The sequence below is a fragment of the Acinetobacter sp. IK23 genome, from assembly GCF_035615275.1.
Taxonomy (GTDB): Bacteria; Pseudomonadota; Gammaproteobacteria; order Pseudomonadales; family Moraxellaceae; genus Acinetobacter; species Acinetobacter seifertii.
In genome coordinates, this window is the sequence record NZ_JANBNX010000002.1 from 58,916 (window position 1) to 76,393 (window position 17,478).

General features: G+C 36.3%; 21 protein-coding genes. 11 read left to right on the forward strand and 10 right to left on the reverse strand.

Annotation, left to right across the window (positions count from 1 at the left end; translation table 11 throughout):
• Positions 1-28: 28 nt before the first annotated feature.
• Positions 29-769 carry a molecular chaperone gene (locus tag MSG95_RS02185; RefSeq protein WP_077166250.1) on the reverse strand — a complete coding sequence of 247 codons (741 nt, stop codon included), beginning with the start codon at positions 767-769 and terminating at the stop codon, positions 29-31.
• Positions 770-842: 73 nt separating this feature from the next.
• The gene (locus tag MSG95_RS02190; RefSeq protein WP_151819344.1) at positions 843-1,379 is read right to left on the reverse strand and encodes a fimbrial protein; all 537 of its coding nucleotides are present in this window, start codon (positions 1,377-1,379) and stop codon (positions 843-845) included.
• 444 nt (positions 1,380-1,823) lie between these two features.
• Here MSG95_RS02190 and MSG95_RS02195 point away from each other — a divergent pair, with 444 nt between their 5' ends.
• On the forward strand, positions 1,824-2,174 hold the full coding sequence (locus MSG95_RS02195) for a hypothetical protein (protein WP_004702088.1): 351 nt from the start codon (positions 1,824-1,826) through the stop codon (positions 2,172-2,174).
• 64 nt (positions 2,175-2,238) lie between these two features.
• Entirely contained in the window at positions 2,239-2,451 is a 213-nt protein-coding gene (locus tag MSG95_RS02200) for a hypothetical protein (RefSeq protein WP_004702086.1), read from the forward strand.
• A gap of 42 nt (positions 2,452-2,493) precedes the next feature.
• Here MSG95_RS02200 and bioB read toward each other — a convergent pair whose 3' ends face one another.
• Positions 2,494-3,483 (reverse strand): biotin synthase BioB, encoded by a 990-nt coding sequence (gene bioB / locus MSG95_RS02205; protein ID WP_077165431.1) that lies wholly within the window; start codon positions 3,481-3,483, stop codon positions 2,494-2,496.
• An 87-nt stretch (positions 3,484-3,570) separates the two neighbouring features.
• Positions 3,571-4,671 (reverse strand): tRNA epoxyqueuosine(34) reductase QueG, encoded by a 1,101-nt coding sequence (queG, locus tag MSG95_RS02210; RefSeq protein ID WP_213033558.1) that lies wholly within the window; start codon positions 4,669-4,671, stop codon positions 3,571-3,573.
• A gap of 26 nt (positions 4,672-4,697) precedes the next feature.
• Between queG and MSG95_RS02215 the strand changes: the two genes are divergently transcribed.
• Positions 4,698-6,158 carry an NAD(P)H-hydrate dehydratase gene (locus MSG95_RS02215; protein WP_077165432.1) on the forward strand — a complete coding sequence of 487 codons (1,461 nt, stop codon included), beginning with the start codon at positions 4,698-4,700 and terminating at the stop codon, positions 6,156-6,158.
• Between the two features lie 4 nt (positions 6,159-6,162).
• On the opposite strand, the gene ruvC is transcribed toward MSG95_RS02215, so the two are convergent.
• Positions 6,163-6,708 (reverse strand): crossover junction endodeoxyribonuclease RuvC, encoded by a 546-nt coding sequence (gene ruvC / locus MSG95_RS02220; RefSeq protein ID WP_002121356.1) that lies wholly within the window; start codon positions 6,706-6,708, stop codon positions 6,163-6,165.
• 227 nt (positions 6,709-6,935) lie between these two features.
• On the opposite strand from ruvC, the gene MSG95_RS02225 reads away from it, so the two are divergent.
• The 3 genes from MSG95_RS02225 to MSG95_RS02235 all read left to right on the forward strand — a co-directional run bounded on the left by MSG95_RS02225 (position 6,936) and on the right by MSG95_RS02235 (position 9,060).
• A complete protein-coding gene (locus MSG95_RS02225) occupies positions 6,936-7,529 on the forward strand; it encodes a helix-turn-helix domain-containing protein (protein WP_004702079.1) in 594 nt (197 codons plus the stop codon).
• Entirely contained in the window at positions 7,526-8,071 is a 546-nt protein-coding gene (locus tag MSG95_RS02230; protein ID WP_077165433.1) for a GNAT family N-acetyltransferase, read from the forward strand. The genes MSG95_RS02225 and MSG95_RS02230 overlap by 4 nt, the downstream gene beginning before the upstream one ends.
• A 428-nt stretch (positions 8,072-8,499) precedes the next feature.
• Positions 8,500-9,060 (forward strand): FxsA family protein, encoded by a 561-nt coding sequence (locus MSG95_RS02235; protein ID WP_077165434.1) that lies wholly within the window; start codon positions 8,500-8,502, stop codon positions 9,058-9,060.
• Positions 9,061-9,128: 68 nt separating this feature from the next.
• On the opposite strand, the gene MSG95_RS02240 is transcribed toward MSG95_RS02235, so the two are convergent.
• Positions 9,129-9,320: a hypothetical protein gene (locus MSG95_RS02240; protein ID WP_004702073.1), complete on the reverse strand. Its 192-nt coding sequence runs from the start codon at positions 9,318-9,320 to the stop codon at positions 9,129-9,131.
• Between the two features lie 258 nt (positions 9,321-9,578).
• Between MSG95_RS02240 and MSG95_RS02245 the strand changes: the two genes are divergently transcribed.
• Entirely contained in the window at positions 9,579-9,827 is a 249-nt protein-coding gene (locus tag MSG95_RS02245) for a hypothetical protein (RefSeq protein ID WP_004702072.1), read from the forward strand.
• Between the two features lie 123 nt (positions 9,828-9,950).
• Here MSG95_RS02245 and metK read toward each other — a convergent pair whose 3' ends face one another.
• Positions 9,951-11,117, reverse strand: coding sequence for a methionine adenosyltransferase (gene metK / locus MSG95_RS02250; RefSeq protein WP_077165435.1), 1,167 nt, complete (start codon positions 11,115-11,117; stop codon positions 9,951-9,953).
• A gap of 525 nt (positions 11,118-11,642) precedes the next feature.
• Here metK and tkt point away from each other — a divergent pair.
• The gene (tkt, locus tag MSG95_RS02255; RefSeq protein WP_077165436.1) at positions 11,643-13,631 is read left to right on the forward strand and encodes a transketolase; all 1,989 of its coding nucleotides are present in this window, start codon (positions 11,643-11,645) and stop codon (positions 13,629-13,631) included.
• A gap of 101 nt (positions 13,632-13,732) precedes the next feature.
• Entirely contained in the window at positions 13,733-14,233 is a 501-nt protein-coding gene (locus MSG95_RS02260) for a hypothetical protein (RefSeq protein WP_077165437.1), read from the forward strand.
• Positions 14,234-14,249: 16 nt separating this feature from the next.
• Here the strand turns inward: MSG95_RS02260 and MSG95_RS02265 are convergent, their stop codons facing one another.
• Positions 14,250-14,660: an OsmC family protein gene (locus MSG95_RS02265; RefSeq protein ID WP_004702064.1), complete on the reverse strand. Its 411-nt coding sequence runs from the start codon at positions 14,658-14,660 to the stop codon at positions 14,250-14,252.
• A 213-nt stretch (positions 14,661-14,873) separates the two neighbouring features.
• Here MSG95_RS02265 and MSG95_RS02270 point away from each other — a divergent pair, with 213 nt between their 5' ends.
• Entirely contained in the window at positions 14,874-15,455 is a 582-nt protein-coding gene (locus MSG95_RS02270; RefSeq protein WP_019458961.1) for a YceI family protein, read from the forward strand.
• A gap of 48 nt (positions 15,456-15,503) precedes the next feature.
• Here MSG95_RS02270 and MSG95_RS02275 read toward each other — a convergent pair whose 3' ends face one another.
• A complete protein-coding gene (locus MSG95_RS02275; RefSeq protein ID WP_039255209.1) occupies positions 15,504-16,094 on the reverse strand; it encodes a lecithin retinol acyltransferase family protein in 591 nt (196 codons plus the stop codon).
• Positions 16,095-16,283: 189 nt separating this feature from the next.
• On the opposite strand from MSG95_RS02275, the gene MSG95_RS02280 reads away from it, so the two are divergent.
• Positions 16,284-17,030 carry a phosphodiester glycosidase family protein gene (locus MSG95_RS02280; RefSeq protein WP_151819423.1) on the forward strand — a complete coding sequence of 249 codons (747 nt, stop codon included), beginning with the start codon at positions 16,284-16,286 and terminating at the stop codon, positions 17,028-17,030.
• 35 nt (positions 17,031-17,065) lie between these two features.
• Here the strand turns inward: MSG95_RS02280 and MSG95_RS02285 are convergent, their stop codons facing one another.
• On the reverse strand, positions 17,066-17,296 hold the full coding sequence (locus MSG95_RS02285; protein ID WP_002050077.1) for a hypothetical protein: 231 nt from the start codon (positions 17,294-17,296) through the stop codon (positions 17,066-17,068).
• Between the last annotated feature and the right edge of the window lie 182 nt (positions 17,297-17,478).

The window sequence follows — 17,478 nt, forward strand, 5'->3', positions numbered from 1 at the left end:
TGTTTAAATTTAAAAATGGTAAATAAAATTAGAACTTGATTACTTGTTCAACTCGACCACCGTAATCATTTATGTAAACAAAACGCATATTTGTTATATTGCTATTTTTAAGTTTTATGTGATCTTCAGAAAAAGGAGAAAGCATTAAACCTTGCTTTAACAAATCTATTTTTTGATGATTTACTTCTTGAAAAATGGAACTTAATGTAACGTGAAAAGGTGTTGGGTTTTTAATAAGCAAATTATCTTCATTTTTTATCCATTGAATTTTTTCACCCACTGTATCAATACTCTCTTTTAAATTTACAGGTCGATAAAAGAATTTAATTCGAGAGCGTATGGCTAATTGAAGGAAATTATTGGTTAATATTTCATTATTTTCTTGTTTTTTCCCTTCTGGTCTTGGGGGAATATCTAATACATTAAGCCAAAATATACTTTCCTTATTTTGATTTAATTGTGATGCATTGGGTAATGCGGTAATTCTTAAAGTTTGCCCTTTAGACGGTTCGACTCTTGAAATAGGAGGTGTAATAATAAAAGGTACATTCGACTCATCTGGTGTAGATTTTGGATTTCCATCATCAATCCAAGCTTGAATCAGTGAAGGTGTTGTTCCGTTATTGCTTAGCTGTAAGCTAACTTCTCGAGCATCCGATGGATATACTACACGCGTACCATGTAGTACTACTTCAGCATGTGCTGTAATAGCAATAGCTGCTTGAAGACAAGCCATTCCCCAAAAAAATTTACGACCACTAAAAAGCATGAGTCATATTCTCAATATAATAAATAATAGATGAGATATAGCTTCTATTTGATAATAGAAGCTGATTTTTAGTTTATTGATAAATAATGGTGTATTTAACTTGTGAAGTTACGGTACCAGCAGTCGATACACCCGTCGCATAATATTCAGCATAGTAATTAAGGTCAGCATTACCACCAGCTGAAACATCTACCCACTGTGAGTTATCTTGTGCGCCTGAAGCACCTTTAGCAAGTACAGGAATTACTGCATTATTACTTCCTAATAACTGAATATTGACATTAGTAGCCGCACCATTTGTTGCTTGGTTTAATAAGCGTCCACTATTAAAATCGACTGTTGCACCGGGTTCAAAATAAGTTGCAACTTTACCAGCTGAAGCGCAATTCGTTAAATTGATTTGGAAGGGAGTACGTCCAGCAATATCACCAACATTTTTTAAAGATTGAGATGATACTGTAGGTAAATTTACGGTTAGATTTTTATCACCTGTATCGATCGTACAAGTATTATCGGTTACTAAACCATTAATAGTAATTGTGCCATCCGCAGCCTGTACAGTGGCAATATTAAAAATAGAAGTTACTGCTATAAAAATAAGCTTTTTCATAAATTCCCCAGAATATTTTATAAAGTAGATTTATTACTCTTCAGTGCTTTTATACTGATCAAGTAATGCCGTGGAAATATAGCACCTTTCAAGTAAAAAACAAGAATTACATTATATTCTTATGTATTTTGATTGGTTGTTTTTTATGTGAAATTTTGTTTTAAAATCTAATTTATATCAGATGGTAAAATAATTAAATTTTATTTTATTAAAATAAAATTGATAATAATTTTCATTTAAGTTGTTGAATTTAAGCAATTTAAGTTTTTCTTTAGAAAACAATATAAATTATTTATAAAATTTTTTCTTAAGTATCTGTTTTTTATTAATAAAAATAATTTGTTTATGTTGTATGAAGATATTTGTTTTTTTAAGAATTTTTTAAGGTTTAATTCCTAGTGTTTTAGTTGTGATTCAATAAAAGATCGTCTGGAGTTTATTTCCATGAACAGCATGAAATACAGTTATAAACCAAATTATTTTTTCTTTGCCCATAAATTAGTCTTATTCTTAAAGGACTATTTACTTAAACATCCCACAGAACAGAATACGACGTTTAATTTACAAACAATTTATGACATCTTTAGTCATGATTTAGCGTCTAGTACAACGAATCTTGAGGGTATTCTAAATATTGCGGATGAATACGTGTTTGAAACTGAAGAAGGCTTACTTCCATTGATTAGTAAGCATTCAATCAATCTTAAGAATCATGTGCTATCTTTGGAGTTTTCTCCTCAGGCTTTAGCAAGTTTGTTATCGGGACATTCGCTTGTGAATCCTAAAGCTGCTTAGACTCTCTTTTAAGGTAGGGTTAACTCATATAGAATTCATAAATATTTATTTTTAAGAGTGATTTATGAGTAAAGACTTTAAAGCCTTAACTTATATTGCGGATGAGAACGTAGCAGATACAGTGACTTGGCTCATGCATCACCAAGATGTTTTTGAAACTTTCCACTTTGATGTGCTGAGCCAAGAGTTATCGGTTACACATGCAGCAGGTAGGGATATTATTCGAGTTGGAACTTTTCTGAATGCGACTTATGGAATACTAGTAACATCTATATAAAAAAAGCCCTGAATGATCAGGGCTTTTAAATTCTTGATGCTATTAAGCACTCATCGCATCTACTGATAGATCAGCAACAGTTGGTTTTGGCTTTTCAGCAGTTAAACCAAGTTTGTTAAATAATGCTTGGTCTTTACCTTCACCAGCATTTGGAGTGGTAAGCAATTTATCACCCGAGAACAGAGAGTTCGCACCTGCCATAAATGCTAAAGCTTGATCTGAATCACTTAAAGATTCACGGCCTGCAGAGAGACGGATATAACTATGTGGCATAATGATACGAGCAACCGCAATAGTACGGATCCATTCAATTACATCAAGCTTTTCAACATCAGCTAAAGGTGTTCCTTCGATTGGAACAAGCATGTTAATTGGCACAGATTCAGGATGAATCGATAGAGTAGCTAGTTCATGCAATAGACCAATACGATCTTCACGACTTTCACCTAAACCCACAATACCGCCACTACAAACTTTCATACCAGCTTGACGAACATAATCAAGTGTATTCAAACGATCATCAAAAGTACGAGTACTGATAATGTGAGAATAGTATTCACGAGAGGTATCTAAGTTATGGTTGTAATAATCTAAACCAGCAACTTTTAGGCGCTCAGCTTGAGATTGATTAAGCATACCTAAAGTCATACAGGTTTCCATACCTAATGCTTTAACTTCGCGTACCATTTCTAAAACATAAGGCATATCGCGCTCATGTGGGTTACGCCAAGCAGCACCCATACAAAAACGTGAAGAACCTGAATCTTTTGCAGCTTTCGCTTCACTAATTACTTTTTCTACAGCAATACGCTTTTCTGCTTCTAGTTTTGATTCGTAATGTGCCGATTGTGAGCAGTATTTGCAATCTTCAGGACATTTACCCGTTTTAATAGATAAAAGGGTACTGACCTGAATTGTATTGGCAGTGAAGTGCTCACGATGTACTTGCTGAGCCTTGAAAACTAAATCCAAAAAAGGTTGTTCATATAAAGCTTGGATTTCTTCACGATTCCAATCATTACGTAGAGTCATTGTCATATCCATGATGATGGCATTAATTCACTGTACATAATCATACAGAATTCGTATTAAAGCTATAGGGCAAAAAACATCATTTTTTTAATTTGATAGCTCAAGTTGATTAAGTTGTTGCTCAATTGCCCAATCAATATGCACATTGACGATTTCGTCATGTAAATTTTTACCGTTGTGTAGCTGATCTACAATTTCTTTTGAATAAGGGGCATTTCCCAAGCCAATGGCAATATTACGTTTAAACGATTGATAGCCTGTTCGGCGAATCGGACTACCTTCGGTATTTGCTAAAAAAGTAGCTTCATCCCACTCCCAGATATCAAGCAAACTAATGTTATCTAAACCATGTCTAGGGTTAAAATCGGTAATAGAAACTTTTTTTGCAAAGCTATTCCAAGGGCAGATTAACTGACAGTCATCACAACCAAAAATTCGGTTACCAATACCTGAACGTAATTCTTCAGCAATAATTCCTTTGTATTCGATAGTTAGGTATGCAATACAGCGTCTTGCATCTAGCATATAAGGCTCGACAATCGCTTGCGTTGGGCAAATGTCGATACACGCGCTACAAGAACCACAATGTGCTGTTGCAGGTTCGTCAAAAGGTAGGTCGAGTGATGTAAATAGCTCTCCTAGAACGAAAAATGAACCTGACTTTTTATGAATGAGCAAAGTATGTTTACCTGTCCAGCCCATTCCAGCACTTTCAGCCAGTGATTTTTCAAATATAGGTGCCGAATCTGCAAAAGGGCGTGATTCAAAATCTCCGACTTTTTCACGAATTCGTGTTGCTAAAGTTTTCAATCTACCACGCATCACCTTATGGTAATCACGGCCACGTGCATAACGCGCGATAATCGCTGAGTTCGGTTCAAATGGGACATATCGTGGTTTTGGAGATTCCACCAAATAGTTCATGCGTACGCAAATAATACTTTTTGTGCCCGGAACTAATAAGGTCGGATCAGCTCGCTTTTCTAGGTTTTCTTCTAAATAGCTCATATCTGCATGATAACCACGTTCAAGATACTCTAAAAAACGTGGCATTTGCTCTTGAGCATCTGGTTTAGCAATGACACAATCAGCAAAACCCAAGTCTAATGCTTGAGCTTTGATCCATGCTTTTAGTTCATAAGGATCAATTTGTTGCACTGCAATGCGTGATGTGTCGGAAGATGTCATAAACCAAAATGCAAGAGGATAATAATATGCAGGCGGTAGTTTACCATAGCGATGATATTCGAGCATGGGAGCAGCGATGGTTTGCTGCGCAAAACTCATCATTAGGCTTAATGCAGCAGGCAGCTTGGTCAATCACTCAACAGCTCATGGTACTTTTTGAAAATCATGCCACTAAGAATATTGCGGTCTGGTGCGGACAGGGTAATAACGCAGGTGATGGCTATTTTATAGCAAGTTATTTAAAGCAAGCTGGATTTTATGTAGAGATATTTGCGGCTGAGTTGGGTGACTCAACTGATTTACAATATGCTGTCGATTTTGCGAAAGAAAATAATGTTCAGGTTCACCAAGATTTTGAGGTGAGTAAAACCTTTGATTGCCATATTGATGCACTATTTGGGATTGGTTTAAACCGAGAGTTAAATGATTATTGGCAACATGCTATTCAACAATTTAATGAGCAGGCTGGCTTAAAAATTTCAATTGAGATACCAAGTGGTTTGCAAGCAAATACAGGGTGTATTTTACCCTCAGCTGTAAAGGCAGATCATACATTTACTGTTTTAGGTCTTAAGGCAGGACTGTTTACTGGTCAAGGTAAAGAGTACACGGGACAAATTCATTTAGTTAATTTAATTCCAATAGACCAAGAGCTGAAACCTTTAGCTTATTTGACACCAACACATATCAGACTTCCTAAACGTTTGGCTTTTGGGCATAAAGGAAGTTATGGGCATGTTTTGGTGATTGGTGGGCATGAGCAAATGGGTGGAGCTGTCATTATGGCTGCGGAAGCTGCGTTTCATGCAGGTGCAGGTAAAGTGACAGTGATTTGTCATCGCAACCATCATCAGGCTATTTTGTCACGAGCACCTAATATTATGCTTCGTGATGTTAATGGACTTGATGAAAATGGCATTAAAGATATTTTGTCTCAAGTTGATGCCGTATGTTTTGGGATGGGATTAGGCCGTGATGACTGGTCACAGCAAATTTATCAACAATGGTTTAATTTCTTAAATCAGGCTTCACACTTGGAAGTTGTATTAGATGCGGATGCATTATGGTTTCTTGCCAAGCAGCCTGAGAAATTGGGTCTGCATGTTTATGCGACGCCTCATCCAGGAGAGGCTGCTACCTTACTGGGTTCTTCTACAGCGGAAATTGAAAATGACCGAATTGATGCAATTTATACGTTGCAGCAAAAATATAGTGGGCAATGGGTCCTTAAAGGTGCTGGTAGCTTAATTTTAGAGAATAACTTGTACATTTGTACCCAAGGTAATGTAGGTATGGGTACTGGTGGCATGGGAGATATATTGGCAGGTATGATCGCGAGTTTAAAAGCTCAGTTCCACAAAGATATTGCATTACATGAGATAGTGACTTTGCATGCTCAGGCAGGTGATGAACTTGCAAAACAGGGCATGCGTGGTTTACAGGCTTATGAAATGAATCAGGCAATTACTCAAGTCGTGAATCAATAAAGCTTTAACGTCTACGGCTACTCGAGCGACTTCGTCCACGTGCCATACCACCTAAAGCATTTAAGACCGAAAGTTTACTCATACTTCCCGATGCATGAGCATGACAAATCGCTGCTGCAAGGGCATCGGCTGCATCGGATTGCGGTTTAATGGTTAGATTGAGTAAACGCATAACCATCATTTGTACTTGTTCTTTATCGGCAGCGCCATAACCCACTACAGATTGTTTGATTTGACGGGCAGTATATTCTGCAACTTGTAGATCTAAATTAACCAAAGCAGCTATGGCAGCACCACGGGCTTGTCCTAGTTTTAAGGCAGAGTCTGGGTTTTGAGCCATAAAAACTTGTTCAACCGCAGCTTCAGTAGGGCCGTGAAATTTCACAATTCGCTCAACGCCAGCGAAAATACGCTTTAAGCGCTCTGGCATTTCTTGAGTTTCAGTTCGGATTGTACCAGCATCGACAAAACGCAGTTTACTACCATCTTTTTCAATGATTCCATAACCTGTTAAGCGTGAACCTGGGTCAATTCCAATAATCAATGCCATGTGAAGACTTATATAATTAGTTTAGAGAGTATTGTTACATAGCCAAAACGGTTCTGCATGCGTAATTTAAAGAATGCTGCTGTAAATGGTTATTTTTCGGGTTTAACTGGTCTAATTTATAATTGTTTAAAAGTCTATAAATACTTATAAACCATAATGTGAAATGATTTGATGTAATTCTATTTTAATGGAATACTTATCTATAAATATGGAATTGAGTTTACTCGATGGATGATATCAATATCAGGATTGCACATCGAATACGAGAGTTACGTTTGGCGCGTGGATATACATTAGAGATGCTTGCCACTCGATGCCAAGTTAGCCGTTCAGCTATTTCTTTAATTGAAAGAGGGGAAACAAGTCCTACAGCAGTTGTGCTTGAAAAACTAGCAAATGGACTTGAAGTACCTTTAACCCAAATTTTTATCAATGAAACAAGTAGTTCATCTCCTCAACCGCTTATTCACCGAAATGAACAAGCTGAATGGCGAGATCCGGAAACTGGTTATATTCGCCGTACCGTTTCGCCACCCAATTTAAGGCTACCATTTCAGATTGTTGAAATTGAGTTCCCGCCCCATTCTCGAGTTACTTATGAAATTAGTGAAAGCTCTAAAGTGGTACAACAGCAACTTTGGGTAGTTGAAGGGCAAATTGATATTCAATTAGGAAAAAATTCTTATGCATTAGGCCAAGGCGATTGCTTGGCTATGCAACTAGATCAACCTGTCATATACAGTAACAATTCATCACAAGTTGCACGTTATATTTTAGTTGTCTCTAATCAACTCGTGTCTGCTCCTAAGGAATCTTTATGAACTATTCCCTCGATTCTAGTTTTCGTTTAATTGACTGTAATGAAGCAGAACATGCTGTGGCTATTTTAGAGATTTTGAATGATGCAATTATTAACTCAACAGCACTATATGACTATGTGCCGCGTTCGCTTAATTCAATGAAAACGTGGTTTTCTGTAAAAAGAGAAAATGGTTTTCCTATTATTGGTGTGTTAGATGAATCAAGTAAATTATTAGGATTTGCTAGTTGGGGAACTTTCAGAGCTTTTCCAGCTTATAAATATACAGTTGAACATAGTATTTATATACATCATGAACATCGTGGTGCTGGTTTGAGTAAAGTCTTAATGCAAGCATTAATTCAGAGAGCTCAAGAAGCCCAGCTTCATGTATTGATTGGGTGTATTGATGCGACAAATCAAGCGAGTATAGGCCTCCATGAAAAAATGGGATTCACACATGCTGGTACTTTTAAACAGGTAGGTTTTAAATTTGGACAATGGTTAGACGCTACTTTTTATCAGTTAATTTTAAATACCCCATTTGAACCTATTGATGGCTAAATTATAAAAGTCTTGGGCACACAATGACTCATATCAATTTTTAGATAATTGATCTGGGTCATATGGTAGATATATAGAATACTTAATTTTTCTAAACTTTTATAAAGTAATCTCTTTTCGTATAAAACTAAGTATTTAATCTAACAAAAGGGGTTAATTTAAGAAAAAATTGCAATCTTGTAGAAAAAACACTTGATAAAGTTTTTATAGCACTCATTAATAATGAAGTATGGCTATTTTATTAATTTGAAATCAGTCTTATTGATAGTATTGCAGAGTTTGAGCTTAGCGACGATTTTAGTTAAGTTACAAGAAAATATTGTCTAAGCTTTACAACCTATTCAACCTTTTTTTCAATTGAAAATGGTTCATAGGTTAGATAATGAAATCTGCAATGAATTTTCTTTTTGAGATAGATAAAGTTTTACATGAATTTACTTCTTATTGTGGTTCTTGGCGCGATTCTTGAAATTGCCGTATGGATTGGCGTAGCACAGTTCATCAGTGGATGGTATGTGTTCTTCTGGTTCATCATTGCCTTCTTTATTGGTCTAACGCTTATTCGTAAGAGTACGGCTGGTATTATGCCGCAATTACAACAAATGCAGATGACTGGACAATTAGGTAGCGATCCGACGGTGACTAAAAAACTAGCATATGCTTTTGCAGGTTTTTTATTGATGGTGCCTGGGTTGGTATCAGATGTTTTAGCGCTTCTAATTCTAATTCCGGGCGTGCAAACTGCGTTCCGTAATATCGCAATGAGAACACTTGCGAAGCGTCAGCAAGCCATGATGGAAAAAATGATGGGTGGCATGGGCGGTGCAGGTGGTGGTCAAAATCCATTTGCTGATTTAATGCGTCAAATGCAGGATATGCAGAACCCACAAGGTGGTAGCCCATACCGTGGAGATTCAAGCATTATTGATGGTGAAGCACGAGAAGTTACCCCAGACCATAAGAAAATTGAACATAAAAATAAGGATTAATTAATTCCTTATATAAAAGATAAAAGGCCTAAATCTTAAATGTTTAGGCCTTTTTCATATTCTATCGATTATGAATTTGAAGAATCAGTATTATCGGTTCCAGCTTGAGCTATTGCAGTTGGATTTTCTTCCAACTTCGTCTGAGGCTGATATTTATTTGAAGGTAGGGCTGTTTGTTTGTTTTCAGATTGTTGATATTTTCGGCTTCTATTGGCTCTTTCACGAAAGCCACCTTTATTAATGAGCTGTGTGTGTGACATAGACTGGCCTAGAAAATAAACTATTCATGCATTTTAGCAAATTCAGCAAAATATCAAAATAAGAAAAATAGTACATAAAAAATAATATTTAATTTATCTCATTGTATAAATTAAATATTTTTAAAATGAACGCATTGTTCATTCAGATTGAATTCTCTTTTCATTTCACATAGGATAAATATAAAGGATGTATAAAGTAAAAATTGTAGCAAACCTATTAAAACAACAACGGTTGAAGTGAGGGAAGGAGGGTTACCTATGCTATATCAATATCATTGTGCATGTTGTGACAAAGTCGTGGCATCAACTGACAAATCATGTCCATATTGTGGTTCACACCATATTCGAAGCCCGTATGGGTTATGGATGTTCTGTGTGATGGCATGTCTGGCTGTGGTTGTTGTATTTAAAGTTGTTCATATTTATATTCAAAATCATCAAGATACACCTACGCAGTCGACTTTGTTGGACGTGCTAAATGAAGGTGATAAGACCACTAAACAATAGTATGACTTAAGTTGTTGCTAAATACCTTTAAACAAAGTGTATCGAAAAGCTTATTGTTTAATATTAACAGCATATAAAAATAATAAAAAAGCCCGCATTAAGCGGGCTTTTAATATATGAGGCTTATAGGCCCGCGGCATCTTTAAGTACTTCAACTTTGTCAGTTTTTTCCCATGTAAATGCAGAATCTGAACCTTCACGACCAAAATGGCCATAAGCAGCTGTTTGTTTATACATTGGCTGAATCAAGTTAAGCATACGAGTAATACCAAACGGACGTAAATCAAAATGTTCACGTACTAATTGGATAATTAATTCATCAGAAACTTTTGCAGTACCAAAAGTGTTGATTGAAATAGAAGTTGGTTCTGCAACACCAATTGCATAACTCACCTGAATTTCACATTTGTCAGCAAGACCAGCGGCAACAATATTTTTAGCTACATAACGGCCAGCATATGCAGCTGAACGGTCTACTTTAGATGGATCTTTACCAGAGAACGCACCCCCGCCGTGACGAGCCATACCACCGTAAGTATCAACGATGATTTTACGACCTGTTAAACCACAGTCACCTACAGGACCACCAATAACGAACATACCAGTCGGGTTAATGTGGAATTTAGTGGCTGCATGGAACATTTCAGCAGGAATAATTGGCTTGATAATTTCTTCAATTACAGCTTCTTTAAGCTGAGCTTGAGTAATTTCAGGGTCATGTTGAGTAGAAAGCACTACTGCATCTAAACGTACAGGTTTGCCATTTTCATATGCGAAAGTAACCTGACTTTTTGCATCTGGACGTAACCATGGTAATGCGCCTGAACGACGAAGTGCAGCTTGGCGTTCCATTAAGCGATGTGCATAAGAAATAGGAGCTGGCATAAGCACGTCAGTTTCACGACTTGCGTAACCAAACATTAAACCTTGGTCACCGGCACCTTGATCTTCAGGTTTTTGACGGTCTACACCTTGAGCAATCTCTGGTGATTGTTTACCAATCATATTGATCACTGCACAGGTTGAACCATCAAATCCTAAATCTGAGTGGTGATAGCCGATACCGTTAACAGTTTGGCGAACAACAGCTTCTACATCAATATTCGCAGTAGTTGTGATTTCACCTGCAAGTACAACAGCGCCTGTTTTTACCAGTGTTTCACAAGCAACACGTGCGTATGGGTCTTCTTTTAAGATTGCATCCAAAATAGCGTCGCTAATTTGGTCGGCCATTTTATCGGGATGACCTTCGCTTACAGATTCCGAGGTAAAAACAGCGTACTCGCGCATGAAAGTCCTATCTTGGTTATTTCAAAAAGACATAATATGTTACATCGACTTGAGCTTGAGGACTAGTTCATACTGACTAAAAAGCATGAATTTATTTCATTTCTACTATGTTTTAATTGATAAGTGTATCAGCGAAATTGATATAGTAGGTTGAAAATTAATTGTTTTTAAACAAGAGTTGCTTGTAGTCGTTTAAATTTTAAACATTTGATTTTGCGAAATATTAATCAATAAAATTTGCACTGTGAAGTGGAAAAGTATAAATAGCATACGCAAATTCATCTTTATATGCTCTTTATAGTCATTAAACGTCTACAATTGTTGATTAAAGAGGAACTATAAAATGCATTGTTTTATGCAACTTAAGAATCTAAATGTTTTTTGAGTAACCAAGAAACGGTTAAAAATAAAGAAATATACAGTGTTGGGGTTTACCCATAGGCGTTTTTTTAAGACAATATAGCGGCACTGAATGGTTATTCATCTTCTTCTTTTCATCAATCTATTAAAATTGGATTCTGATCTATGACGACCCCTTTAAACGAACGTCGTATTGCAAACGCAATTCGTGTATTGGCAATGGATGCTGTGCAACAGGCAAACTCAGGGCATCCAGGTGCTCCAATGGGGATGGCAGATATTGCTGATGTCGTCTGGCGCGAGTTTTTAAATCACAACCCAACTAATCCACAATGGGCAAACCGTGACCGTTTTGTTTTGTCAAATGGCCATGGTTCAATGTTGCAATATGCTTTGCTTCATTTAACAGGTTATGATCTTTCAATTGAAGATTTAAAACAATTCCGTCAATTACACTCAAAAACTCCTGGTCACCCTGAATATGGTTATGCACCAGGTATCGAAACAACTACTGGTCCTTTAGGTCAAGGTATTGCAAACGCTGTTGGCTTTGCATTGGCTGAAAAAACTTTAGCTGCTCAGTTTAATAAAGATGATTTAAAAGTAGTTGATCACTTCACTTATTGTTTCTTGGGTGACGGCTGTTTAATGGAAGGTATTTCTCACGAAGTATGTTCATTGGCAGGTACTTTACAGCTCGGTAAGTTGATTGCTTATTATGATGACAATGGCATTTCGATTGATGGTGAAGTAGAAGGTTGGTTCAGCGATGACACTGAAGAACGTTTTAAAGCTTATGGCTGGCAAGTTCTTCGTGTAGATGGCCATGATGCTGATGCTATTCGTCAAGCAACAGTTGAAGCTAAAGCAGAAACTCAAAAACCAACGATCATTATTTGTAAAACAATTATTGGTTTAGGTTCTCCGAACAAGCAAGGTAAAGAAGATTGTCACGGTGCACCATTAGGTAAAGATGAAATTACCTTAACCCGTGAAGCTTTAGGCTGGACAGAAGAAGCATTTGTTATTCCTGCTGATGTATATGCTGCATGGGATGCTAAAGCAAAAGGTAATGAAGCTGAAGCAGCTTGGAATGAAGTATTTGCTCAATACCAAGCAAAATATCCTACAGAAGCAGCTGAGTTACTTCGTCGTATTAACGGTGATTTACCAGCAGAATTTTCAGCTCAAGCAGATGCGTTTATTCGTGAGACAAATGCTAAAGCTGAAACTGTAGCAACTCGTAAAGCAAGTCAAAACACATTACAAGCATTTGGTCCTTTATTACCTGAATTGTTAGGTGGTTCAGCGGACTTGGCTGGTTCTAACTTAACACTTTGGAAAGGTTGCCAAGGTATTCAAGAAAACCCAGCGGGTAACTACGTGTACTATGGTGTACGTGAGTTCGGTATGACTGCAATTGCAAATGGTGTTGCATTGCACGGTGGCTTTATTCCTTACGTTGCAACATTCTTAATGTTTATGGAATATGCACGTAACGCAGTGCGTATGTCTGCATTGATGAAACAACGTGTAATTCATGTTTATACACATGACTCAATTGGTTTAGGTGAAGATGGTCCAACACACCAACCGATTGAACAAATTGCTTCTTTACGTGGTACACCAAACTTAAACACTTGGCGTCCTGCTGATACTGTTGAAACAGCAATTGCATGGAAATCTGCTTTAGAGCGTAAAGACGGTCCTACAGCACTTATTTTCTCTCGTCAAAACTTGCCATTCCAAACGCGTAATGAAGAGCAAATTCAGAATGCAGCAAAAGGTGGTTATGTTCTTGCTCAAGAAAAAGGCGAATTGAAAGCAATCATTATTGCTACAGGTTCTGAAGTTTCTTTAGCAATGGAAGCTTATGCTCAACTTGATGGTGTGCGTGTAGTTTCTATGCCATGTGCAGAAGAGTTTATGAAACAAGACGCTGCATATCGTGAAGCTGTATTACCAGCTCATATCCGTGCACGTGTTGCAGTTGAAGCAGCTCATGTTGACTACTGGTGGAAGTTTGTTGGTCTTGATGGCAAAGTAATTGGTATGTCAACTTATGGTGAGTCAGCACCAGCGAAAGACTTGTTCCAATTCTTTGGTATTACAACTGAAGCTGTAGTAGCTGCGGTTAAAGAATTGACTGCTTAATCTAATTAAGTAGTATAAAAAAGCGCTCTGATTGGGGCGCTTTTTTTATGATAATTAAATCACTGGTACTTCATTGAAACTTGAAAGATTAAGATATTGTGATGAGAAAAGAATTTGAACTTCGTGTTTTTGAAGACATCTTAAATGATATTAAATATGACTATTTGAAAAATTTAAATAAAAAAGAAATGTTTTGGCAGTGTGCACAATATAATTTTTTATTTCGCGCATTAAAGGAAAGTTTCAAACATGAAAATGGTGACTCAGCATTTGGTGGCGATTATGCTTATCGTGTGCAGACTTATTTTGAAGAGACTATTCAAGCTCGGGTTAAATATCATTACATACCAAGTTGCGCGAAGTTAAAGGGCAAAATATTAGCATTTGATGTGCACTCATCAATGTTTGACTGTTTAGGTGAAAAAGAAACAGGTGGCTTTATAGATGGCTCTGATACACCACCTCCTGAATTTTGGATTCATTTCGATGGGGAAAATTTATATTCATTTATTCCAAATGAGCTCACAAATATTGTCGACCTAGCAATAGATATTTCAATGAGTGGCTCATTGGAATGGCACACGGATGTGATAGAAATTTAGTGTAAAGAAGGACCACTTACTCAATACTTAATTCACTCTGAATCGAAATATTCGAAGTCAATAACTTATGAATGGGGCAGCTTTCAGCAACTTTTAAAAGACGTTTATGTTGATCTTCGGTGAAATCACCTTTAAGTGTGATTTTACGCTCAATGTTATTTGTGCCTGCTTCAGGATCACCATTTGGATTTAATGCTAAATCGACTTGCACATGCTCAAGCTTAATCCCTTTGTGACTTGCATACATTTCTAAAGTAATGGTGGTACAAGCACCTAAAGCCGATAGTAAAAGCTGAACTGGATTTGGAGCTGTATCTTGTCCACCTTTATCAGTTGGTTCATCTCCAAACCATTGATGACCAGATGGATCAGTAAGTGTTACTCGGTAAGGAGTAGAAGTGCTTTGTGCTTGGACTGTGTTAACCATGTTTTACCTTGTTATTTATCAATAAAATCGAAGTAAAAACCAATAAATCTGAAGGTTTCGGATAGAAAAATATCTATACTTTATAATATGGGTTTTGAATAACAACTGTAACGCTTTTATTGTTGCATGGATGAAACATATCGTTTTATAAAGAATAGTGAATTAAATTACTTGATGTATACACTAACGACTATATCAATAAAGGATACGAAAATGCATCTTAAAACATTAAGCTTCGGTTTAGCAGTGGCATTGGCAAGTACGGTTACTTTGGCTGCTCCAGTGGACTATAAAATTGATCCAACACACACAGCTACTGTTTTTTCATGGAATCACTTTGGTTTTTCAACACCAAGTGCTAACTTCTCAGATATTCAAGGTGTAATCAAAGTTGATAATGCTAAACCAGCAAATTCTTCTGTAGATGTTACAATCCCTTTAAGCAGCGTAAATACAAACGTACCTGCTTTAGATAAAGAATTCCAACAAGAAGCTTGGTTTAATGCAGCTAAATATCCAAACATTACTTTCAAAAGTACGAAAGTAGAAACTAAAGACAAAAAGCATTTCAAAATTACTGGTGACTTAACTGTTAAAGGTGTAACTAAGCCAGTTGTGCTTGATGCTGTTTTAAATAAACAGGGCGAACATCCAATGGCAAAAGTTCCCGCGATTGGTTTCAACGCGACAACTTCATTCAATCGTTCTGAGTTTGGTCTAGGCAGCTATGTGCCAAACGTAGGTGATAAGATCACTGTAAACATTACGACTGAAGCAACTGCAGCTAAAAAATAAGTTGTGAGTTTTCTAAAAAGTCCTCAATTGTGAGGACTTTTTTTTTAATTAGATGGGTTCTTTTTTATCTGATTCTATAAAAACTAAAGGTTGAGCAGGATCAATTTTTCTTTTCTCTGCTTTTTCTCTTAAAAATTGATATGTCGGGACTTTCATTTTTGCCTGATCACGTAATTTCTTTTTAATATAGAGAACAAGAGCAAAGCAGGTCGTTGCTACCGTCAGCATCATGCCATTCATGTAACTCATGATCGAACTTACATAACCGATAGTGGTTAGGCGATGCATCATGCGTTCAACTTGAGTACTACTTTCTATACCTGTAATTGCCCAGCTACATAAATGTTCGCAATTATTAATAATCAAATGATAATGATTTTCGTGCATGCGTGAGCGCATACGCCGTACAACAACCTTGCCTTTGTAGCGTGGAGCATCATAAGAACGTACATGAATTTTTTTGCCGTGAGAAAAGGCATCTATTGAAGTGATTTCAATGGGACGCTTTTTTATAAAATGTGCTAGGCCTGAATAATGAATAACTCGACCTCTCCCAGCATAAATACCATGATGGCTATAACCGAGATGTTTTACAATAAGATGAGCCCCTAAAGGGTAGCGTTTATTTGTTTGTTGCATATTCACGCTGATCCGATAAAGTTTTAATCACTTTTATTAAAAGCTTTGAGCATTATAGCGAATATGATTGTGTCCTAGTGTATTGATTAGGTGGAATAAGCGACTTTCGGGTATACATCTTATGAAACCTTTTTTAATTTAATAAAGTGTATTTTACAAACATAAAATGACTTATGAGATTCATTGTTAATGAAAATAGTAATACTGTGTATTATGAACTTTTTTGTCTTTGTGCAGTCTGCTTTAGCATTAGAGCATCGACAGATTGAAAATGATACGGATGATCAATTTGAAGTTATTGAAATTTCTAATTTAAATCAATTACGTCTATTTCTGAAGAAGCCACAAACGAATGAATATTATAAAAGTTTCGATAATATTCAGTACCAGCTCAAGTCATGTGAACAACTTACTTTTGCAATGAACGGAGGGATGTTCCATTCAGGCTTTTCACCTGTAGGCCTATATATCGAAGAAGGGCAAGAGATCCAACCTTTAAATCAGGATAAAGGGTGGGGGAACTTCTTCTTACAGCCTAACGGAGTTTTTGCTTGGAATAAAAGACAAGCTGTTATATGGACAACTGAACAATATGAAGCAAAGGCTTTTCAACCGGATTATGCGACACAATCTGGTCCAATGTTGGTGATTAATGGAAAACTAAATCCCTTGTTTCTAGCAAATAGCGATTCAAAGAAAATACGAAATGGGGTGGGTATAAAAAATAATAAGCTTTATTTTGTAATTTCTAAAAATAGAGTGAATTTTTATAATTTCGCTGAATTTTTCAAAAATAATTTAAAAGTAGAACAAGCTCTTTATCTTGATGGTTCTATATCTAGTCTTTATTTGAAAAAAAATAACCGTAATGATAGAAAATTTTATATGGGGCCAATTATTGGTGTGAGTAGTCGTAAAAATTGTACAGTCAAATAAAATGCAAAAAAGCCAGTACAAGACTGGCTTTATTATTAATGAATAGATGGTTTTTGAATGAGTTCATTTAACTCTTTTCGGCTATACCCACGGGAAATAAGGACTTTTTTTATTCCCATAATGACATCTTCATCTGTTGCTTGTGCAAGCGCACTTAGAAGTTGTTCATTAGTTTTACATGAGCAGTCATTTTCAACACAAGCAGTTTGATTCTTATGCTCGTTATGCTGTTGATCTGCTAAGAACAGCTTTTGCCAAAAACTCATAGAGCCTTCATATACAACCTAACATAGCTCGAAATATAGCCAATTTAAATTAAAATACAAGACTCTATATGTGATAAATCCACCAGTTGAACTCAAGAATTTTCGATAGTAATGGTTGAGTTAAACGAAATTATGACGAATAGATGACTTGATATTTTTTAAAAATTTAAGTGCTTATATGA

What these genes read in the sequence shown, in the direction of transcription:
- MSG95_RS02215 (WP_077165432.1), top strand. Translation starts at nt 4,698, where the DNA reads ATGCAGGCGGTAGTTTACCATAGCGATGATATTCGAGCATGGGAGCAG.
- MSG95_RS02275 (WP_039255209.1), bottom strand. Translation starts at nt 16,094, where the DNA reads ATGCAACAAACAAATAAACGCTACCCTTTAGGGGCTCATCTTATTGTA.
- MSG95_RS02185 (WP_077166250.1), bottom strand. Translation starts at nt 769, where the DNA reads ATGCTTTTTAGTGGTCGTAAATTTTTTTGGGGAATGGCTTGTCTTCAA.
- MSG95_RS02235 (WP_077165434.1), top strand. Translation starts at nt 8,500, where the DNA reads ATGAATTTACTTCTTATTGTGGTTCTTGGCGCGATTCTTGAAATTGCC.
- MSG95_RS02265 (WP_004702064.1), bottom strand. Translation starts at nt 14,660, where the DNA reads ATGGTTAACACAGTCCAAGCACAAAGCACTTCTACTCCTTACCGAGTA.
- MSG95_RS02285 (WP_002050077.1), bottom strand. Translation starts at nt 17,296, where the DNA reads ATGAGTTTTTGGCAAAAGCTGTTCTTAGCAGATCAACAGCATAACGAG.
- MSG95_RS02240 (WP_004702073.1), bottom strand. Translation starts at nt 9,320, where the DNA reads ATGTCACACACACAGCTCATTAATAAAGGTGGCTTTCGTGAAAGAGCC.
- MSG95_RS02230 (WP_077165433.1), top strand. Translation starts at nt 7,526, where the DNA reads ATGAACTATTCCCTCGATTCTAGTTTTCGTTTAATTGACTGTAATGAA.
- MSG95_RS02225 (WP_004702079.1), top strand. Translation starts at nt 6,936, where the DNA reads ATGGATGATATCAATATCAGGATTGCACATCGAATACGAGAGTTACGT.
- bioB (WP_077165431.1), bottom strand. Translation starts at nt 3,483, where the DNA reads ATGACTCTACGTAATGATTGGAATCGTGAAGAAATCCAAGCTTTATAT.
- queG (WP_213033558.1), bottom strand. Translation starts at nt 4,671, where the DNA reads ATGACATCTTCCGACACATCACGCATTGCAGTGCAACAAATTGATCCT.
- MSG95_RS02245 (WP_004702072.1), top strand. Translation starts at nt 9,579, where the DNA reads ATGCTATATCAATATCATTGTGCATGTTGTGACAAAGTCGTGGCATCA.
- MSG95_RS02270 (WP_019458961.1), top strand. Translation starts at nt 14,874, where the DNA reads ATGCATCTTAAAACATTAAGCTTCGGTTTAGCAGTGGCATTGGCAAGT.
- MSG95_RS02195 (WP_004702088.1), top strand. Translation starts at nt 1,824, where the DNA reads ATGAACAGCATGAAATACAGTTATAAACCAAATTATTTTTTCTTTGCC.
- tkt (WP_077165436.1), top strand. Translation starts at nt 11,643, where the DNA reads ATGACGACCCCTTTAAACGAACGTCGTATTGCAAACGCAATTCGTGTA.
- MSG95_RS02200 (WP_004702086.1), top strand. Translation starts at nt 2,239, where the DNA reads ATGAGTAAAGACTTTAAAGCCTTAACTTATATTGCGGATGAGAACGTA.
- ruvC (WP_002121356.1), bottom strand. Translation starts at nt 6,708, where the DNA reads ATGGCATTGATTATTGGAATTGACCCAGGTTCACGCTTAACAGGTTAT.
- MSG95_RS02280 (WP_151819423.1), top strand. Translation starts at nt 16,284, where the DNA reads ATGAAAATAGTAATACTGTGTATTATGAACTTTTTTGTCTTTGTGCAG.
- MSG95_RS02190 (WP_151819344.1), bottom strand. Translation starts at nt 1,379, where the DNA reads ATGAAAAAGCTTATTTTTATAGCAGTAACTTCTATTTTTAATATTGCC.
- metK (WP_077165435.1), bottom strand. Translation starts at nt 11,117, where the DNA reads ATGCGCGAGTACGCTGTTTTTACCTCGGAATCTGTAAGCGAAGGTCAT.
- MSG95_RS02260 (WP_077165437.1), top strand. Translation starts at nt 13,733, where the DNA reads ATGAGAAAAGAATTTGAACTTCGTGTTTTTGAAGACATCTTAAATGAT.